This window comes from Micromonospora sp. NBC_00362, from assembly GCF_026342155.1.
GTDB lineage: Bacteria > Actinomycetota > Actinomycetes > Mycobacteriales > Micromonosporaceae > Micromonospora > Micromonospora hortensis.
Genome location: NZ_JAPENH010000001.1, coordinates 3,774,193 through 3,791,805, shown reverse-complemented (window position 1 = coordinate 3,791,805; position 17,613 = coordinate 3,774,193). Strand labels below are relative to the sequence as shown.

The window sequence follows — 17,613 nt, the reverse complement described above, 5'->3', positions numbered from 1 at the left end:
GCCGATGGGCAGCCCCTCCGGTCCACCCTTCGACCCGGACGACCCCGACCGGGAACGCCGCGAGCGCGACACCGAGCCGATCCCGCGGATCGGGCCTGATGACGGCCCGGGCTACGGGGCCGGTCCCGGCCTGTCCGACGGTCCGTCCCTTTCGGACGACGTCGGCTATGGCGACGGGCCCGGCTATGCCGGTCAGGGTCGTTCCGGTCGGGGGTGGATCCGTGATCCGGAGGCCAGCTACCAGCCGCCGCAGATCTCCGAGGACGAGCTGGCCGGGTTGCGCGCCGACGCGACCGGCTCGACCCCTCGGCGGGTGCTGCCACTGGAAGACGAGCCCAGTTCTCTGGTGGCTCGCTACCTCTTCCCCACCGAGCGCTACCGGGGCGAGTGGAAGCGACACTGGATCCACCTCACCAACCCGCTGTTGATCGGCGTCGCGGCGACCTTCGTGCTCGGCTACCTCTCCGGCTTCCTCGCCGGCCAGGACGTCGGCGCGTTGACCACCATCGCCGTGTTGCTGTGGTTCGCGGTGATGGGCTGGGTGGCGTGGAAGGTCGCCGACTGGTGGTATGACCGGTTCATCCTGACCAACAAGCGGGTCATGGTGGTCAACGGCATCGTCACCCGCAAGGTGGCGATGATGCCGCTGGTCCGGGTCACCGACATGAAGTACGAGCAGACCCCGACTGGTCGAGCGCTCAACTACGGCACCTTCGTGCTGGAGTCCGCCGGCCAGGAGCAGGCGCTCCGCGAGATCAAGAACCTGCCCAACCCGAACGAGCTCTACCTGCGCGTCGTCGAGGAGATGTACGAGCCGCAGGCGGTCGAGGCGCGGCTCGGCAAGGAGGCCGACGAGGCCAAGGCCGACGACGGGGCGTGAAGGTTTTCGACCGAACATCGGAGCAAGTGCGCACCTTTCGTCATGGACCAGAGCGCCCCTGACGTGGCACTCTGCCAGGACGGCAGGGGTGTGGAGGTGGGCGGTGGCGAGCAAGGACTCGTTGGAGGAGCAGTTCCGCGAGTTCGTCGCGGCCCGCTCCGCCGCGCTCCTACGCACCGCTTATCTGCTCACCGGCGACTGGGCCACGGCCGAGGATCTGCTCCAGACGGCGCTGACGAAGACCTACCTCGCGTGGAAACGTCTCGGCGGAATCGAGGCGGTCGAGCCGTACGCCCGGCGTGTGATGGTCAACACGTCGACCAGTTGGTGGCGGCGACGCTGGCACGGTGAACGCCCGACCGAGGTGCTGCCCGAGCGGGCCGGCGTCGACGAGATCGAGCAGCAACTTGACCGCGACCTGCTCTGGCGGCATCTCCGGGAGTTGCCCAACCGGCAGCGGGCAGTGTTGGTGCTGCGCTACTACGAGGACATGTCGGAGGCGCAGACCGCCGCGATGCTGGACATTTCGCCGGGCACTGTGAAGAGCCAGGCGTCCCGGGCGCTCGCCACGCTGCGTCGGCGACTGGGCGCGGACGCACCAGAGCTGGCAGCCGCCGCCGGCATCGCCGGCAGATCGGCCGCCGCCGGCATCGCCGGCAGGTCTGCCGCTGCCAGCGGTGCGGGAGCGGTGGCCGCGACCGGTGCCCCCGGCCGGACGACGGGCTCGGGCTCCCGGACCGGGCGAGTCCCGGCCACCGGTGCCGCTGCCACACCCCGTCCCGGACGGGCGGCTGGCCGACCCGTGCCCCGCCCGACCGCGCCGCGCCCCGCCGTGCCGCGTGCGATCACCCCGCAGGTCGTCCTGCCCACCGCCCCGGCGGCCGTGCCCGTCGGCACGGGCTCCGGGGAACAGCAGTGACTCATCTCCCGGGCCGGCGCGACAACCTGCGGGACGGCCCGCAGCGTTCATACCAGGTGCGGCCTGACGAGATGGAAGGTGCGGTGCGGGTGTCACTCTCGCACCAGGTCGCCCTTGCCCGCCCGCTGAGCGTCGATCCGGCCGGCCAGGCCATCCGTCGCGCGAACCGGATCCGGCGTCGACGCACCGCCGCCGGCCTCGCCCTCGCGGCGGTCACCACAGTGCTGCTCAGCGCCGGCATGGCCCAGCTCGGTGCCGAGACCAGGCGGGACGGCTCACCCATCGTCGTGATCGGCGACCCGGACCCGACCAACCGAACGCTTCCGACGGCCAGCATTCCCGGTCCCGCACCCTCGCCCACGACGTCGACCTCTCTTCTCATCAGCGAGACGCTGGTCAGCGCCGACGGGCGGCGGCTGGTGCTGCCCGACGTCGGGCCGGCCGAACGCGTCCAGCCGCTGCCCAGCGGCGGCGGTTGGCTGGTGGTCGGCGCGCCGAGCACCGCGGGACGCTCCCTGTGGGTGGTGCAGGACGACGGCCTGGTGCAGGTGCTGCTGGCCGGTGCCGGCGCGATCGTCCTGGCGCCGGACAGCCACCAGGTCGCCTGGCGCGACGGAGACGATCTCCTGATGGCGGGCGTGGTCGGCACCCAACTCATCGGGTCAGTGCGCACCCCGGTGCCGGCGGCGGCGGAGCCCGTCCGGTTCGTCGGTGACAGCGTGCTGGTCCGACTCGACAGGGCCGACGCCGGTCACACGCTCTGGCGGCCCGGTGCGGGGCCGTTGCCCGAGGCCCTCGACCGGGAGAGCCTCAACGTCTACGGGCGGCTGCCCGACGGGCGGCTCGTCGGCCAGGTCACCACCACCGATCCGGACCGGACGTGCCTCGCCATCCTCACCCCGACACGTCGCCTGGACCCGGTACGCACCGGCTGCGGTCCAGACCTGAGCCGGGACGGCGTCGGCGGGGTTTCGCCGGACGGGCGGTGGCTGCTGGTCAACGAGGGGAGCGGCACTGGCGGTCGGTCCCTGCTCGTCGACCTTCAGCGGCTCGGGCCGGGAGCGACAGCCGTTGCGGCCGGGCCGCCGATGACCGGGGCGATCGTGTGGAGCGACGAGGCCCAGGCCTCCTACCTCGACGGCACCGGCGAGCTGGTCCGGGTCGACGTCGGCCAGGTGCGGGCGGGAAAGCCAGCCAGCCCCGCTGCGGTGCCCGGCATGCCGGCCGGAGAGCGGCCGATCCTGGTGAAGGGCTTCTGACCCCGGGTGACCCATGTGAGCCGGGCTCACCGTTTCCTCGGTAACGTCGGGCGGTGACCTCGCGTACCGGCCCCGCCCCCCGGATCGACCTGCACGCCCACTCGACGGCCAGCGACGGCACGCTGACCCCGGCCGAGCTGGTCGGCGCGGCCTTCGACGCCGGGCTGGACGTGCTGGCGATCACCGACCACGACACCACGGCCGGCTGGGCGCCGGCAGTCGGCGCGCTGCCGCCAGGTCTGCGCCTGATCCGGGGCGCGGAGTTGTCGTGTCGCTGGTCCGGTGCGCAGCCGGCGGTGTCGTTGCACCTGCTCGCGTACCTGTTCGATCCGGACCACCCGGAGCTGGTGGCCGAGCTGGCGCGGGTCCGAGCCGCCCGGGAAGAGCGTGGCGAACGGATGGTCGGTCTCCTGCGGGCCGACGGCATCGACGTGAACTGGCCGGACATCCTGGCCGGCGCGGGTGGCGGCACAGTGGGACGCCCGCACATCGCGCAGGCACTCATCCGCGTCGGCCTGGTCGGCAGCGTCCGGGAGGCGTTCGGCCCGGACTGGCTGGGCGAGCGGTACCGGCTGCCCAAGGAGGACATCGACGTGTTCCGGGCCGTCCGGCTGGTCCGGGCGGCCGGAGGCGTGCCGGTCTTCGCCCACCCCCGAGCCACCCGACGCGGCCGGGTGGTGCCCGACGAGCTGATCGCCGAGCTGGCCGCCGCCGGGCTCGCCGGGCTCGAAGCCGACCACGAGGACCACAGCCCGGCCGAGCGGGAACACGTGCGGGCGCTCGCCGCCGAGCTGGGTCTGCTCGTCACCGGCTCCTCGGATTTTCACGGCACCCACAAGACCGTCCAACTCGGCGCGTTCAGCACCAGCGTCGAGGCGTACGAGCGGATCGTCGCCGAGGGGGTGACCGAGGTCGCTTCGGGCTGATCCGGGTATTTCGCCCATCGCTGCGCGGCTAGGTTGATCACGTGGATCTGAAGCTGTTCGGCGAGGTTTTCGTGACCCTGCTGGTGATCACCGACCCGCCGGGCATGATGCCGATCTTCCTGGCGCTGACCGGCCCGCTGCCCGCCCGCGACCGCAACCGGGCAGCCTGGCAGGCCGTCGCGCTGGCGCTCGGCGTCATCGTGATCTTCGCGGTGGCCGGGCAGACCCTGCTCGACTACCTGCACGTGGACCTGCCGGCGTTGCAGGCCGCCGGTGGCCTGCTGCTCGTACTCGTCGCCTTGGAGCTGCTGACCGGCAAGGCCGACGACCCGAGCCAGCAGGTCACCTCCAACATCGCGCTGGTGCCGCTGGGCACGCCGTTGCTGGCCGGACCGGGCGCCATCGTGGCCACCATGCTCTTCGTCCAGCAGGCCGACGGGCTGGGAGAGTTCAGCGCCATCGCCGTGGCGATCCTCGCCGTGATGGTCGCCGTCTGGATCGTCCTGCGCTTCTCCGGCGGCATCGTGAAGATCCTCCGGCCGGGCGGGATCGAGGTGCTGACCCGGATCGCCGGCCTGCTGCTGGCCGCGATCGCCGTGCAGCTCATCGCCGACGCGGTGGCCGCCTTCGTCACGCAGTACGTGAACATGGCCTGACGGCACGCGCGCGATGTCGGAGGCGGATGGCAGGATCGCAGGCGTGCGACGATCCTCATCAGCGGGGCGGCCGGCCGCCGGCGGCCGGGCCCCGCGGCAACGCGCCGGCGACGCCGAGCAGCTCGGCTTCGAGGGCATGCCGGAGCGGCTGTTCGTCTGCACCCCGAGCAAGCTCGGCGCGTACGCGGACTGCCCGCGTCGCTACCGCTACTCCTACGTCGACCGCCCCGCCCCGCCCAAGGGCCCGCCGTGGGCGCACAACTCGCTCGGCGCCAGCGTGCACACCGCCCTGAAGAACTGGTATGCGCTGCCCGCCGACCGGCGGCGTCCCGAGGCGCTGGCCACGCTGCTCAAGGGCACCTGGGTCCGCGAGGGCTACCGCGACGACGAGCAGGAGCGGGCCGCCTACCGGCGGGCGTTGGGATGGCTCGAGGCGTACGTCGAGACGCTGGAGCCGGATTCCGACCCGCTCGGCGTGGAGCGGGTGGTGGCGGTCAAGACAGCAGTGCTGGCGTTCAACGGTCGTACCGACCGGATCGACTCGCGGCCCGGCCCGGAGGGGCCGGAGCTGGTCATCGTCGACTACAAGACCGGCCGCACCGGGCTGGACACTGACGACGCCCGGGGCTCGCAGGCGCTGGCGCTCTACGCGTACGCCGCCGAGCGGGTGTTCCGTCGGCCGTGCCGCCGGGTGGAGTTGCACCACCTGCCGACCGGCACGGTCGCCGGCCACGACCACACAGTCGAGTCGCTGGCCCGACAACTGACCCGCGCGGAAGAGACAGCCCGCGACATCATGGCCGCCGAGCGCGCGGTCTCCGACGGCGCCGACGCGGACGAGGCTTTCCCGGTGGCGCCCGGCCCGCGCTGTGGCTGGTGCGACTTTCGGCGGCACTGCCCGACGGGCGCGCAGGTCCCGGGCAAGGAGCCGTGGGCGGCCATGGACCGGCCCGCCGACGGCTGATCGCCCGTGCAGAGGGTCGGGTCAGCCGGCCAGCGAGGCGGCGTGCCGCGCGGCCCGCTCCTTCGCTGCCTGAATCAACGGTCCCTCCAGGTAGCGGCGGGGGACGGCGGCGAACGCGAGCCGCAGCGCGCGCAGGCTCAGGTCCGCCGACAGCTCGGTGGTCGGTAGACCGAGACCTCCGTACATTCGGCGTGCCCACGTCGGCAGCAGCGCGAACGCGGTGCCGGCGATCCCCAGGTACGCCCAGCGTGGCGGGCCCAGGGTGAGACCCAACCGGACCGGCAGGCTGAGCTTCCACGGCAGCGGCGGGGCGGTGAGGAACACCGCCGTCTCGGCGGCCTCCCGGGTCATCCGCAACTGTGGCCGTACGGTCTCGTAGTAGTCCGCGACCTCGGCGGCGGTCCCTGGAACGGTGGCCGGGTCCAGGCCGACAAGGGCGGCGGCGCGGCGCTGTTCGGTGTAGTAGGCGTCCACCTCGTCGTCGCTCAGCGGCAGCCCGGCGCGTCGGGCCGTGCTCAGGAACGACTCGACTTCGGTCACGTGCACCCAGCGCAGCAGGTCCGGTTCGTCGATCCGGAACTGCTCACCGGTGAGCGTGTCGGTGGCCCGCAGCCGGTCGTGCAGGCGGCGCAGCCGGGCCCCGGCGGCCTCCGCCTCGGCGGTGGTCCCGTAGACGGTGGTCGCCACATAGGTAGCGGTGCGGACCAGTCGGCCCCAGGCGTCGGTGCGGTAGTTGCTGTTCTGCGCGACCCCGGCCATGGCCCGGGGGTGCAACGCCTGGAGGTAGAGCGAGCGCAGGCCGGCGACGATCAGGATCGGCTCCTCGTGCACCTTCCACGTGACCGAACCCGGACCGAAAAGGCCGAGGTCATCGGAGTCCACCGCCCAAGAGTGCCACGGTCGGGCCGACCTCGCCGGTCACGTGCTGCCGGTGCCGGCTGATCAGACGTCGGCGGAGCGGCGGGCCCGGCAGCCCGGGCAGAGGCCCCAGAACGTCACTTCGGCCTCGTCCACCTCGAACCCGTGCGCGCTGTTCGGCTCCAGGCATGGCGCGCTGCCCACCGCGCAGTCGATGTCGGCGATCTCGCCGCAGCCCCGGCAGACCACGTGGTGATGGTTGTCGCCCACCCGCGCCTCATAGCGGGCGGGACTGCCCGCCGGCTCGATCCGGCGTGACAGCCCGGCCCGGGACAGCGCGCCCAGCACGTCGTAGACGGCCTGGGTGGAGACCGAGTCGAGGCGTTCGCGCACCCGCCGGGTGATCTCGTCGACCTCCAGGTGGCCGCCGTCGGCGAGCACGTCCAGCACCGCGAGGCGGGGGCGCGTGACGCGCAGGCCCCTCGACCGCAGCAGCTCCTCGGCACCGGACATTGGCCAATGACAACACGCCCGACCCGCATCGACAACCGTCGCCCGCTCCGGGTGGCCACCGACACAGCCAGGCAAGATCGGGAGTACGGCCCAGAGGATGAACCCGATCGACGCGCCGCGCGTGTCACCGGTCGAGAGCCTGCGGACGATCGGCGGACCATAGGCTGACCACCCCTGACCATGATCCACCTGGAGGGTTCGATGTTCGAGGAGATCCTGGGTCTACCGGTGCACGTCCTGGTAATCCACGCTGTCGTCGTGTTCGTGCCGCTGCTGGCGGTGCTGGCCATCGCGTACGTGGGGCTACCGCGGTGGAGGCACCGGCTGGACTGGGCCCTGGGCCTCCTCGCCGTGGCCGCGCCGGTGACTGCCTACGTCGCGGTCAAGTCGGGTGAAGCACTGACCGACGCGCTGGTGGCCCGGGGCTTCCAGGGGCCGATCCTCGATCAGATCTTCGAGCACTCCCGCTACGGTGACATCCTGTTGCGCGTCGTGGTGCCGCTCGGGATCGTGGCCATCCTGCTGCTGGTGGCGACAAGTGGGCACCCTCGGGTGCCGCAGCTGCCCGCGCTGGTCACCCCGGTGCTGGCGGTAGCGGCCGTGGGGCTCTCCATCGCCGCACTGGTCTACGTCTACCTGACCGGCCACTCCGGTGCCGAGACGGTTTGGGGCACCACCCTCTGAGCTGCTGCCCCTTCTGATCGACTGCACTGGACCTGGCTGGGGCTGTGGTCGCAGCCGGCGGTCGCCACCGTCGGGGCGGACACGGCATTGAGCGGCATACCTCAGAGGTATGAACATGACTCCGAGGTATGCCGCTCAACAGCACATCGACGTGCCAGGCCAGCCAACACGCATGCTGGGGGTTGCGCTCCCGGACCTGTTCCTCCACGCCAGTGCCACTGCTGCTGCCCAGGGGTGAGGATCAGAAGATCACTCGCGAGCAGAGCAGGCAGAGTAGAACCAGCAGCACCACGCCGGCCGCCGCGCCGAAGCCGTAGGTGACCCTCTGCGAGCGCTGCTCGGCCGCGTCCAGGCCGGCCATGTCCTGCGGCGGCAACTGTCGTGGCGGCACCGGCTGCAGATGTACGGGTGGACGCCAACCCGCCGGCGGCGCCACGCTCGGCGGCGGGCCGGAGTATCCGGTGGCAGGACCCCCGGCCGGTGGTGTGGCCGCGGGCGCGGTGGGAGGTTGGTCCGCCACGGCGTCGTCGCCGGTGTCGGGCCGTCGCCAGTAGTCGTCCGAGGTGCTGCCACCGCTGGGGGTCGTCACGCCGTCCGACGCTACCAACGCCACCGGCGGCCCGGTCGTTTCTGGCCGGCGTGCCACGGTCGACCGTCAGGTCTACCGTCGTCGGCTGCGCTAGTCTTGCCGCTCGTGAGCACCGAAGACCCCGGCACGCACGGCGTACGTGGAGACGACGACCGCGCCGTCGACCTGAGCGAAGACTTCGTGGTGCTGCCCGAGCAGACCTCTGACGACACCGACCGTGGTTGGGGCGAGCGGTCCGGCGGCAACGACGACTGGTTGCTCGCCGAACGCCCCCCGCACTGGGACTGACCCCGGCGGCTCAACCAGCTCCCCGCCTGTCGCCGGCCACCGATGGTGCGTCGGAGGGCACAGCGGTCGGCGGGCATCCGGTCGGGGTGTGCAGGACTGCGGCGGCCAGGCCGAGCAGCGCGGCGACCAGGCCGGCCCGAAGCAGGGTGCGCCCGCCGGGCAGAGTGAGCTGGCGCAGCGGGCGCAACGCCCGCGCGGAATCCGGATCGACCATCGCCTCTGCCGCCTCCCGTCCCCGAGCGCCGCAGTGGCACCCATGGACGGCAGGCTAGGCAGCTTTCGCCGCCTCGACCGACCCTCTGGCCGACGCCTGTGGACAACCGCGCGGCCTGTGGATAACGCCCATCCGCCGCCTCGACCTGCTAAGGCACCTGACTTGATCAACTCGGATCACGGAAGCCGGGTGGTCAGAGCGACGGGGACAGGCCGACTTCCTGGAACCCGAGTGGATCAACCCGCCTGCTGAGGGGGCGACCGAGTTGATCGAGGCCCGACCCGTGGTGGGGTCGGGCCTTCGGCGATCAGGACGTGGAGCTGGCCGCCGCCTTGCCGCCGCCCGATCCACCCGAGGACGACCCGGAAGACGACCCGGAAGAGGACGACGAGCCCGAAGACGACCCGGACGAGGACGAGGACCCCGACGAGGACGACGAGCTGTCACCGGAGGACGACTCGGACTTCGCCGGCTTGGTCGCCGTGCCGCCGGCGGTCGTCTCGGAACCGGACGCCCGGGAGTCGGTGCGGTAGAAGCCCGAACCCTTGAAGACGATGCCGACCGAGTTGAAGACCTTGCGCAGCCGCCCCTGACACGCCGGGCACTCGGTCAGCGGCTCGTCAGAGAAGGACTGCACCGCCTCGAGCTGCTGACCGCACGTGGTGCAGGCGTACTGGTACGTGGGCACGTTCTCCTCCGGATCTGGGCTCAGCCAGTTGGCACTCGACGTATTCGAGTGCCAATGGTGCGTCATTCGGCCCGGGTTCGTCCAGCAGACGTGTGGGGCGCGACACCGTGCGCCGCACCTGGGCCGCCGTCAAGCGTACGCACCCCGTCGGCGGGAGTGACGACCGCGCGCACCTGACGGTCGTGGGGCTCCGCCGGCAGCGCCTCGACCAGCTCACCGTCGTGCAGCGGCACCACCGTCAGGGCTGCCTGGGGCACCCGGGCGAGTGCGCGGTCGTACGAGCCGCCGCCGCGCCCGAGCCGTCGACCGTGGCGGTCGACAGCGAGAGCCGGTACGACCACGAGTTCCGCGTGCGCCACGGCGGCCACCCCGAGACGAGCACCGACTGGTTCACGGATACCCCGTCCCGCCGCGATCAGGGCAGCGGGCCCGGCATATGCCGCCCAGTCCAGATCCAGGTCGGTCAGGAGCACCGGCAGCAGCAACTCGGCGTCCGCCGGCAGCGCCGCCCGCAGCACCTCGGGCAGGTCCGCGCCGCCCGGTTCGGAGCCGACCGGCACGTACGCCGTCATCCGGTGTGGGCGCAGCCGGCGTACCAGGGAGACCAGCTCGGCCTGCACGCGCCCGGCGGCGGCTGCCCGGGTCTCGGCGGGCAGGGACCGGCGGCGAGCGAGCAGCTCGACGCGGGTGTCCCGCTTCGCCATCCGGGTCACTTCCGCTTCATCAGAAAATTCCGGCACGCAACACTCCTGACGCAACGCCTCTCCCACGGTTGCACTGTGTCAGCATCGCAAGCAACGGAGGCGGAACTTCCGGGGGGACGAGTGACGCTACGCGGGCGGTTGACGGCAGCCTTCCTCGTGGTGGTGCTCGGGCCCGTCCTGCTCGGCGCGCTCTTCGTCGCCTCCACAGTCGCTGCGGTCGACCGCAGCCGCTCCACCGAGCGCCTGGCGGTGGCGGCGTCCACTGTTCGTACCTCGGTCGACGCGCTCTGCCAGCAGCTACGCGCCACGGCCGACGCGGTGGCGCTCACCGCCGATCCGGCGGTCGCCGCCGCGCAACTGGTCGGCCGGGGTCTGGCCGCAGCGGTGCTGGTCACCGACGTGGCCGGCCAGGTCACCTACATCTCGCCCGGTGCTCCGTCGACCCCGTGGAAGGACTGCGCCGGCTCGACCGAGGGCACGAACGGGGGCTCGAACCCCGGCCCGGTCCGTGCGTTGGCCGCCCAGGTCGACCTGCACGACCGCGCCGGCACCCGGCTGGGCACTGTGACCGCCGCGCAACTGGTCGACCCGGCCTTCGTGGCCCGACTGGCGGCGGTGACCGGGGTGGCGGTCACCCTGCTCGACAGTGGGGCGAGCGCCGCGCGGGTCACCCACACGACCGAGTCCGGTGACGTCCGCGACGCGGTGCTGGCCGCCGCCGTCGGCGTACGGGGAGAGCAGGTCACCGAGACCAACGAGGGCCGGTACGTGCGCAGGCTCGGGCCCTCCGACGCGCAGCCGCTGCCACTGGTGCTCTCCGTTCCCAGTGAACGGCCACCTGGGCTGCACGCGACGCTGGTCGGGGTGGTCGTGCTGGCCGGGCTGCTCGCGGTGCTGACCGCCTGGCGGCTGGCCCGGGTGACCACCCGGCCGCTGGCGGAGCTGGCCGGTGCTGTCGACCGGGTGGCCCAGGGCGACCTGACCGCCCGGGTGCCGGTACGCAGCCGCGACGAGGTGGGACGGTTGGCCGCCGCGTTCAACCGGATGACGAGGGAGACCGGCTCCTACGTCGCGGCGTTGACCAGCAACCGGGATCAGCTGCGCGGGCACCTCGCGGTGCTCGGCGACACCCTGGCCAGCACGCACGACCTGCAACGGATCCTGCGGGTGATCCTGCGCAGTGCCATCGGGGCCACCGGCGCGCGTGCGGGTGCCGTGCTGCTGGTGGAGACCGGCGGGGTGCTCGTCGCGCAGTGCACCGAGGGGTTGGACGGGCGCTGGTCGGCCGAGGAGGCGGACGGGTCGCAGACGCTGCGGGTGCCGGTCGGCGTCGGTGTGGTCGGCGAGGTCGCCGCCACCGGGGAACCGCAGCGGGGCAGGGCGGAGCCGACCGGGGCACCAACGGGTGAGCCACGCTGTCGCACCTACGTCGCCGTTCCGTTCGCCGCCCCGGCCGGCGGTGCCACGGCCACCCTCGGCGGGCCCTCGGGGCCGGTCGACGAGGCGGGCGCGGCGGCCGCGCTCGGCGTGCTGGCCCTCTACGACCGGTTGGGCGCCGACGAGTTCGACGATGACGACCTGGCCACCCTGCGCACCTTCGCCGGGCACGCGGCAGTGGCGGTGGACAACGTCCGGGTGCACGAGGAGGCGCAGCGGCTCTCCCTCACCGACCCGCTCACCGGGCTGTGGAACTACCGCTACCTGCGCGAGTCGATCCGGCGGGAGGTCGAACGGGCCAGCCGATTCGGGCGGATGCTCAGCGTCCTCGCGTTGGACCTGGACCGGTTCAAGGACGTCAACGACACCTACGGGCACGCCGCGGGGGACACCGTCCTGGCCGAGTTCGCCCGCCGGGTGCGCGGGGAGATCCGTGAGGTCGACCTGGCCTTCCGTCAGGGTGGTGAGGAGTTCGTGCTGCTGCTGCCGGAAACCGACGCGCGGGGCGCGGCGATCGTGGCAGAGCGGCTCGGCGCGGCGGTGCGCGAGACGCCCATCGCCGTCGAGGCGTACGCCGGACCGGTCCTGGTGACAGTGTCGGTGGGCATCGCCGTCTTCCCGGACCACGGCAGCACCGGACGGGAGGTGCTGGAGGCCGCCGACGACGCGCTCTACGCGGCCAAGGCGGCGGGCCGCGACACGTACCGGGTCGCCGAGGCGCGCTCGGATCTGCCGACCCGGGAAATTCCGGTGCTCGCGTGTGCGGTGAGCCCGACCGACGGGCTGCCGCGCGCCGGCCAGCCGGTGCAGGCCAGCCGGGAGCCGGGCGGGCCCGCCCGGTCCGACCCGGCGGTGGGCGTACCGGAATCATCGCTGGCGGGCCCGGCGCACGCCCGGCCGGATTCGGCCGACGACACGCCGGACAGCGCGTCGGGCGCGGCGCGGGCCGGCCCGGACGCGGCCCGGCCGGGGCCGGGTGGCGGCGCGTCTTCTGGGCCACACCCGCCGCGGCAGAGCCGTGGCCGATAGTCTCGCGGCATGTCGGAGCACTCAGCGAACCCCTCATCGACGGTCGCCGCAAACGGCCGTCCCCTGGCGGTCAAGGCCGTCATCCCGGCGGCCGGACTGGCCACCCGGTTCCTGCCGGCCACCAAGGCGGTGCCCAAGGAGCTGCTGCCGGTGGTGGATCGGCCGGTGTTGCAGTACATCGTCGAGGAGGCCACGCAGGCTGGCATCGGTGACGTGTTGCTGATCACCGGTCGGGGTAAGACGTCGATGGTGGACCACTTCGACCGACGCCCGGACCTGGAGACCAGGTTGGAGGAGAAGGGCGACTCCGAGCGGTTGGCCGCCGTACGTCGGCCCAGCGAGCTGGCCGAGATCTACACAGTGCGGCAGCCCGAGCAGCTCGGGCTCGGCCACGCCATCGGGTACGCCGAGTCGCACGTCGGCGACCAGCCCTTCGCGGTGCTGCTCGGCGACGAGTTCGTCAAGCCGTCGGAGCCGCTGCTGCCGGCGATGATCGAGTTGCAGGCCCGCACCGGCGGTGTGGTGCTCGCCTTCTTCGAGGTCGACCCGTCCGAGACCAAGCGGTACGGGATCGCCTCCGTCGAGCCGGCCGAGTCGGAGCTGACCGACATCGGCGAGGTCGTCAAGGTGACCGGGATGGTGGAGAAGCCGCAGCCCGAGGACGCCCCGAGCAACCTCGCGGTGCTCGGCCGCTACGTGTTGCCGGGCAAGATCTTCGACGCGATCCGGCGGACCAAGCCGGGCAGCGGCGGCGAGATCCAGCTGACCGACGCGATGGAGCTGCTGCGCACCGAGGGCATCCCGGTGCACGCGATCGTCTACCGCGGCACCCGCTACGACACCGGCATGCCGCTGGGATACCTCCAGACGGTGGTGCAGATCGCCGCCGAGCGCGAGGACCTGGGCGCCGAGTTCAGGTCCTGGCTGGCCGACTTCGTCAAGGCCGACGCGGCAGGCGGATCTGGTACATGACCGCGACGGCCGACGCCGAGGCGGCCGCGAACGAGTTGACGCCGCTCGCCGACTACCTGGGCAGCGTGCTGCGCAGGTTGCGCGCGCTGCCGCCACTCGACCTCGACCTCACCCAGGCGCACGGCAACGTCCTCGCCGAGGACGTCGTCGCGCCGCACGCCTTCCCGGCCTTCGACCAGGCTGCCGTGGACGGCTACGCCGCGCGCTGGGAGGACATTTCCGGAGGGGGCCGGGGGCCGAGTTACGTCCCGGCCCCCTCCGGCACGCCCGGAGGCCGCACCATTCGGCTCAACGTGGTCGGCGATCTCGGCGCCGCGAGCTGGCGGCCGGTCCGGCTCACCCCCGGCTCGTGCTTCTCGGTGGCCGCCGGGGCTCCGCTGCCGGTCGCCGCCGACGTCGTGGTCCCGGTGGAGTGGACCGACCAGGGCATGGCCGCGGTGGAGATCTTTCGTACCCCCAAACGGGGGTACGGGGTACGCCGAGCGGGTGAGGAGCTGCCCGCCGGCACCCTGCTGGCCCGGGCCGGCACCTACGTGTCCCCGGCCCTGGTCGCCGTCTTCGCGGCGACCGGCATCGGGCACGTGGTGGTCCGGCCCAGTCCACGGGTGGTCATCGTGGCCACCGGTGACGAACTCGTCGACGTGGGCCGGGGCAGTCAGCCCGGTCAGGTGGTGGACGCGAACTCGCACGCGCTGACCGCCGCGGCGGCCGAGGTGGGCGCACTGGCGTACCGGGTGGGCATCTGCGACGACGACCCGGAGGGGCTGCGCGGGTTGCTGGAGGACCAGACGCTGCGCGCCGACCTGATCATCACCACCGGTGGCACCGGCACCGGCCCCGGAGACATGGTGCGTCGGATCCTCTCCCGCCGTGAGGGCGGTCGCGCCGGGCCGGTCACCTTCACCGACGTGGCGCTCTACCCCGGCACCGCGCTCGGGTTCGGCACTGTCGGCGCCGAGGAGGTGCCGGTGGTCTGCCTGCCCGGCGACCCGGGTGCCGCGCTGATCGGCTTCGAGGTGCTGGCCCGCCCCGCCATCCAACTGCTCGCCGGCGCCGAGCCGGTGTTCCGACCCAGTGTGCGGGCACACCTGCTGGAGACCGTGTCGTCGCCGACGGGGCTGCGCGAGTTCCGGCCTGCGCACGTCGCCGAGCGACGCGGCGGCGGGTATACGGTCCAACCGCTCAGCGGCGGGCCGTTCACCCTCTCCGGGTTGGCCGAGGCCAACGGGCTGCTGGTGCTCGGCGAGCGGGTCACCACGGCCGCAGCCGGTTCCACTGTGGACGTCCTGCTGCTGGACCGCCGCCGGTGACGCGTCCCGGCCGGTCCGCTCGCGGCCCGCGTCGGGTGATCGTCGGGGTCTGTGCGGTGAACGCGGTGGGACCACTTGCGCGCGACTCGGTCCCGCGCGGGAGACTGTGCGGGTGAGTCTCTTCGGACCCGCGCGGGCACCGGGCTGGCCGGTGGAGTTGGCCGACGGCCCAGTGCTGCTGCGGCCCTACCGGCGCTCCGACGCGGCGGCGTGGTCGGAGGTGCGGCGGGCCAACCGGGCCTGGCTGGCACCCTGGGAGTCGTCACTGCCCGGCGGTTGGGACGAGATGAACTCGCCGGCCGCGTTCCGCTGGGTGCACCGTGACCAGCGGCGTTCCGCCCGTGAGGGTGAGGGCATGCCGTTCGCGGTCTGTCTGCGTGAGGCCGACCGGGACCGGCTGGTCGGGCACATCAACGTGGGCAGCATCGTGCGGCGGGCGCTCTGCTCCGGCTACGTCGGCTACTGGGTCGACGCGCGGGTCGCCGGCCAGGGTGTGATCCCGACGGCGCTGGCGCTCGCCGTGGACCACGCGTTCGGCCCGGGCGGGCTGCACCGGGTGGAGGTGAACATCCGTCCGGAGAACCGGCCGTCCCGGCGGGTGGTGGAGAAGCTGGGCTTCCGCGAGGAGTCGTACCACGTGCGCTACATGCACATCGACGGCGCCTGGCGGGACCACATCGGGTACGCGATGACGAGTGAGGAGATCGCCGCCGAGGGTGGCCTGCTGGCCCGCTGGCACCGGGTTCGCGCCACCGCTCGGTAGGAGGATTTCCCGACATCCGCCCACTCGTCCCACGGACGGGATCGGCGCGGCGCGGTGGCATCCCGGTCGGTGCGCCGTAACCTCAAGTAACTGCAAGCTGCGGCAAGCGCTCCCCGGCCGGACGATCCACGCGCCCAGGCGTGATCGATGGAAGATCCTGCGGTCGGATGGCGGTTGCTTCGAATTCGGTGACGGGAGGGGTGAGGGTGCCGACCTCGGTGCTCCTCGCCGTCCTCGCCGCCGCCGGCCTGCTCGCCCTGGCCCCGGCGTTGGTTCGTCGGTACGACGCCACCGAGCGGCTGGTGGCGGAGCGGGCGCAGTCGACGGCGCGGGTGCTCCAGCGCCGCCGACGGCGCCGCACTGTGCCGGGACGGCGACCCGTCCATCCTCCGCGCTCACTGGTCGTCACCCTCAGTGAAGACGTGACTACCGGTGCGTTGAGCGCCCCGGTCTCCGCGCCACCAGCCGTCCGCCGCTCCGGTCGACTGCGCGCCGTGCCCGCCGCGCCGAAGCGGTCCCGTCGCCGCCCACCGCCGCGCCGACAGCACACCCCCGCCGTGTACCGGCGTCGCCGGGTGCTCGCCGCCCTGCTGCTCCTCAACGTCGTCGAGCTGATCGGCGTGCTGTTCGTCAGCCCCGGCTTCTGGGTCGGCTTCGGGGTCACCTTCCTGCTCCTGGCCTTGTACGTCGTGCACCTGCGGGGTCAGGCCCTGGCCGGGCGTCGCCGCCGCCGCGTCCGGGCCCGGGAGGCCGCCTGGTTGGCCGCCCGGCAGGCCGAGGTGCGCCGGGAGCAGGCCCGCCGGGCCGCAGCCCGGCGGGAGGCGCAGCGCCGCCTCGCCGCCCAGCGGGAAGGGGTACGCCGAGCCGCCATGGGCCTGGACCGGCCGGGAGACCTCCCGGCGGCGGTCAACGGTGGATCGGTCTCGTACCGGCGGTCGGGCGGACTGCGCGGCCGTCCCTACGAGGCCGGCCGAGGCGCCTGACGCCGTCCCGGCCGGTCTCGGCGGTGCCTCGGTCTCGGCCGTGCCCGGCCGGCTTGATCCACTCGGGTTCCTGAAAGTCGGGTGGTTGTGGCGTCCGGGATGCTCCGATTTCCAGGAGCCCGAGTCGATCTTCGGGCGGGTCGAAGCGCCGGGCCGGGGGCGGATTCGCGGTGAAGGCCGACGACCTGTTAGCCTTGCTGCCGGCCCGCCCGGTGTAAGCCGGGTGGGACCGAAGCCGGTTCGCCGGCGGGGGGCTGTGGCGCAGACTGGTAGCGCACCTCGTTCGCATCGAGGGGGTCAGGGGTTCAAATCCCCTCAGCTCCACCCCAGGCCAAAGGCCGTTTCCGCGAGTCGGAGGCGGCCTTTTGCGATCTTCCGGGTGGCGGACCGAACCCATCACGTGCGCTCCATCGACACCTGGCGCGGCCACCCGCCGAGATGCGCGAACTGGCGAAGGTAGCGCTCGCATCTCTGGGTGAACTCGCCCGGCTCACGTGGCAGTCGAGTCGCCGTGACCAGATGGCGCGGGTGGGTGTGGCCTGGCCGCAGCAGCCGGATCTGGTCGTCAGTGAACTGGCCGCCGGTGAGGTCGGCGACGGCAAGCGCCATGGCCAGCGTTACGACGACACTCACACACGTGCGGTAGGGGCTGAAGACTGCCTCCGGGACACCGCCGGTCTCCGGCTCGTGGTCGATGACCAGGAGCCACGCACCGTCCGCGAAGCCCGAGACGTCGATCTCAAGGTGGATCGAGCCCGGCATTCCGTTGGGCTTGGGGTCAATGCGGTGGCCGATGGTGGTGGACCGCAGTTCCGCCGCGTCGAGGCGGCGGCCGGAAGCGACGCGGCGTCCCTGCTCGTAACGTCGGTCGGTGAACACGCTCAGCTCGGGCGTCGTGTCCACGCCGAGCAGCTCGGACAGGGTGGCGCGCGCGGCGGTCACCATCTCAGCGAGCGAGATGGGCCGGGCCAGTGTTG

Annotated in this window: 20 protein-coding genes, 1 tRNA gene and 1 pseudogene; 15 read left to right on the top strand and 7 right to left on the bottom strand. The window is 72.8% G+C overall.

Annotated features, from left to right (window positions below):
* Nucleotides 1-4 precede the first annotated feature (4 nt).
* The 6 genes from OG992_RS17200 to OG992_RS17175 all read left to right on the top strand — a co-directional run bounded on the left by OG992_RS17200 (nucleotide 5) and on the right by OG992_RS17175 (nucleotide 5,604).
* Nucleotides 5-880, top strand: a complete 876-nt coding sequence (locus OG992_RS17200; protein WP_088951386.1) for a PH domain-containing protein — start codon at nucleotides 5-7, stop codon at nucleotides 878-880.
* A gap of 103 nt (nucleotides 881-983) precedes the next feature.
* Nucleotides 984-1,799, top strand: coding sequence for a SigE family RNA polymerase sigma factor (locus OG992_RS17195; protein ID WP_266303724.1), 816 nt, complete (start codon nucleotides 984-986; stop codon nucleotides 1,797-1,799).
* 89 nt (nucleotides 1,800-1,888) lie between these two features.
* Nucleotides 1,889-3,058 carry a hypothetical protein gene (locus tag OG992_RS17190; RefSeq protein WP_266303723.1) on the top strand — a complete coding sequence of 390 codons (1,170 nt, stop codon included), beginning with the start codon at nucleotides 1,889-1,891 and terminating at the stop codon, nucleotides 3,056-3,058.
* Between the two features lie 53 nt (nucleotides 3,059-3,111).
* Nucleotides 3,112-3,984 carry a PHP domain-containing protein gene (locus tag OG992_RS17185; RefSeq protein WP_238683629.1) on the top strand — a complete coding sequence of 291 codons (873 nt, stop codon included), beginning with the start codon at nucleotides 3,112-3,114 and terminating at the stop codon, nucleotides 3,982-3,984.
* 41 nt (nucleotides 3,985-4,025) lie between these two features.
* Complete coding sequence (locus OG992_RS17180; protein ID WP_091394729.1) at nucleotides 4,026-4,640, top strand: MarC family protein; 615 nt, start codon at nucleotides 4,026-4,028, stop codon at nucleotides 4,638-4,640.
* Nucleotides 4,641-4,683: 43 nt separating this feature from the next.
* Nucleotides 4,684-5,604 carry a PD-(D/E)XK nuclease family protein gene (locus tag OG992_RS17175; protein WP_238683628.1) on the top strand — a complete coding sequence of 307 codons (921 nt, stop codon included), beginning with the start codon at nucleotides 4,684-4,686 and terminating at the stop codon, nucleotides 5,602-5,604.
* Between the two features lie 21 nt (nucleotides 5,605-5,625).
* On the opposite strand, the gene OG992_RS17170 is transcribed toward OG992_RS17175, so the two are convergent.
* Complete coding sequence (locus OG992_RS17170) at nucleotides 5,626-6,486, bottom strand: oxygenase MpaB family protein (RefSeq protein WP_266303722.1); 861 nt, start codon at nucleotides 6,484-6,486, stop codon at nucleotides 5,626-5,628.
* 60 nt (nucleotides 6,487-6,546) lie between these two features.
* The gene (locus tag OG992_RS17165; RefSeq protein WP_238671193.1) at nucleotides 6,547-6,975 is read right to left on the bottom strand and encodes a Fur family transcriptional regulator; all 429 of its coding nucleotides are present in this window, start codon (nucleotides 6,973-6,975) and stop codon (nucleotides 6,547-6,549) included.
* 201 nt (nucleotides 6,976-7,176) lie between these two features.
* On the opposite strand from OG992_RS17165, the gene OG992_RS17160 reads away from it, so the two are divergent.
* A complete protein-coding gene (locus OG992_RS17160) occupies nucleotides 7,177-7,659 on the top strand; it encodes a DUF2231 domain-containing protein (protein ID WP_238683853.1) in 483 nt (160 codons plus the stop codon).
* Between the two features lie 241 nt (nucleotides 7,660-7,900).
* On the opposite strand, the gene OG992_RS17155 is transcribed toward OG992_RS17160, so the two are convergent.
* Complete coding sequence (locus OG992_RS17155; protein ID WP_238683626.1) at nucleotides 7,901-8,248, bottom strand: hypothetical protein; 348 nt, start codon at nucleotides 8,246-8,248, stop codon at nucleotides 7,901-7,903.
* Nucleotides 8,249-8,353: 105 nt separating this feature from the next.
* On the opposite strand from OG992_RS17155, the gene OG992_RS17150 reads away from it, so the two are divergent.
* Entirely contained in the window at nucleotides 8,354-8,536 is a 183-nt protein-coding gene (locus OG992_RS17150; RefSeq protein ID WP_112581848.1) for a hypothetical protein, read from the top strand.
* Between the two features lie 10 nt (nucleotides 8,537-8,546).
* On the opposite strand, the gene OG992_RS17145 is transcribed toward OG992_RS17150, so the two are convergent.
* The gene (locus tag OG992_RS17145; RefSeq protein ID WP_238683625.1) at nucleotides 8,547-8,750 is read right to left on the bottom strand and encodes a hypothetical protein; all 204 of its coding nucleotides are present in this window, start codon (nucleotides 8,748-8,750) and stop codon (nucleotides 8,547-8,549) included.
* A 314-nt stretch (nucleotides 8,751-9,064) separates the two neighbouring features.
* Between OG992_RS17145 and OG992_RS17140 the strand changes: the two genes are divergently transcribed.
* A complete protein-coding gene (locus OG992_RS17140; RefSeq protein ID WP_266305316.1) occupies nucleotides 9,065-9,283 on the top strand; it encodes a hypothetical protein in 219 nt (72 codons plus the stop codon).
* Nucleotides 9,284-9,297: 14 nt separating this feature from the next.
* On the opposite strand, the pseudogene OG992_RS17135 reads toward OG992_RS17140, so the two are convergent.
* Nucleotides 9,298-9,504: pseudogene (locus OG992_RS17135) on the bottom strand (FmdB family zinc ribbon protein); the annotation flags it as partial.
* Nucleotides 9,501-10,178 (bottom strand): 5-formyltetrahydrofolate cyclo-ligase, encoded by a 678-nt coding sequence (locus OG992_RS17130; RefSeq protein WP_238683624.1) that lies wholly within the window; start codon nucleotides 10,176-10,178, stop codon nucleotides 9,501-9,503. The pseudogene OG992_RS17135 and the gene OG992_RS17130, both read right to left, overlap by 4 nt.
* Nucleotides 10,179-10,262: 84 nt before the next feature.
* On the opposite strand from OG992_RS17130, the gene OG992_RS17125 reads away from it, so the two are divergent.
* The 6 genes from OG992_RS17125 (at nucleotide 10,263) to OG992_RS17100 (ending at nucleotide 16,960) form a co-directional block, all read left to right on the top strand.
* The gene (locus OG992_RS17125; protein ID WP_266303721.1) at nucleotides 10,263-12,608 is read left to right on the top strand and encodes a diguanylate cyclase; all 2,346 of its coding nucleotides are present in this window, start codon (nucleotides 10,263-10,265) and stop codon (nucleotides 12,606-12,608) included.
* Between the two features lie 9 nt (nucleotides 12,609-12,617).
* Nucleotides 12,618-13,580 (top strand): UTP--glucose-1-phosphate uridylyltransferase, encoded by a 963-nt coding sequence (locus tag OG992_RS17120; RefSeq protein WP_238683622.1) that lies wholly within the window; start codon nucleotides 12,618-12,620, stop codon nucleotides 13,578-13,580.
* The gene (gene glp / locus OG992_RS17115) at nucleotides 13,577-14,890 is read left to right on the top strand and encodes a gephyrin-like molybdotransferase Glp (RefSeq protein WP_091394702.1); all 1,314 of its coding nucleotides are present in this window, start codon (nucleotides 13,577-13,579) and stop codon (nucleotides 14,888-14,890) included. Before OG992_RS17120 ends, glp begins: the two co-directional genes overlap by 4 nt.
* A 112-nt stretch (nucleotides 14,891-15,002) precedes the next feature.
* Nucleotides 15,003-15,653, top strand: a complete 651-nt coding sequence (locus tag OG992_RS17110) for a GNAT family N-acetyltransferase (protein ID WP_196920962.1) — start codon at nucleotides 15,003-15,005, stop codon at nucleotides 15,651-15,653.
* Between the two features lie 200 nt (nucleotides 15,654-15,853).
* A complete protein-coding gene (locus OG992_RS17105) occupies nucleotides 15,854-16,636 on the top strand; it encodes a hypothetical protein (RefSeq protein WP_266303720.1) in 783 nt (260 codons plus the stop codon).
* Nucleotides 16,637-16,886: 250 nt separating this feature from the next.
* Nucleotides 16,887-16,960 (top strand) — tRNA-Ala (locus OG992_RS17100).
* Between the two features lie 72 nt (nucleotides 16,961-17,032).
* On the opposite strand, the gene OG992_RS17095 is transcribed toward OG992_RS17100, so the two are convergent.
* Nucleotides 17,033-17,581 (bottom strand): hypothetical protein, encoded by a 549-nt coding sequence (locus OG992_RS17095; protein ID WP_266303719.1) that lies wholly within the window; start codon nucleotides 17,579-17,581, stop codon nucleotides 17,033-17,035.
* Nucleotides 17,582-17,613 lie beyond the last annotated feature (32 nt).

Excerpts from the sequence above, each read along its gene's own strand:
- OG992_RS17200 (WP_088951386.1), top strand. The coding sequence starts at position 5 with ATGGGCAGCCCCTCCGGTCCACCCTTCGACCCGGACGACCCCGACCGG.
- OG992_RS17165 (WP_238671193.1), bottom strand. The coding sequence starts at position 6,975 with ATGTCCGGTGCCGAGGAGCTGCTGCGGTCGAGGGGCCTGCGCGTCACG.
- OG992_RS17160 (WP_238683853.1), top strand. The coding sequence starts at position 7,177 with ATGTTCGAGGAGATCCTGGGTCTACCGGTGCACGTCCTGGTAATCCAC.
- OG992_RS17145 (WP_238683625.1), bottom strand. The coding sequence starts at position 8,750 with ATGGTCGATCCGGATTCCGCGCGGGCGTTGCGCCCGCTGCGCCAGCTC.
- OG992_RS17120 (WP_238683622.1), top strand. The coding sequence starts at position 12,618 with ATGTCGGAGCACTCAGCGAACCCCTCATCGACGGTCGCCGCAAACGGC.
- glp (WP_091394702.1), top strand. The coding sequence starts at position 13,577 with ATGACCGCGACGGCCGACGCCGAGGCGGCCGCGAACGAGTTGACGCCG.
- OG992_RS17095 (WP_266303719.1), bottom strand. The coding sequence starts at position 17,581 with ATGGTGACCGCCGCGCGCGCCACCCTGTCCGAGCTGCTCGGCGTGGAC.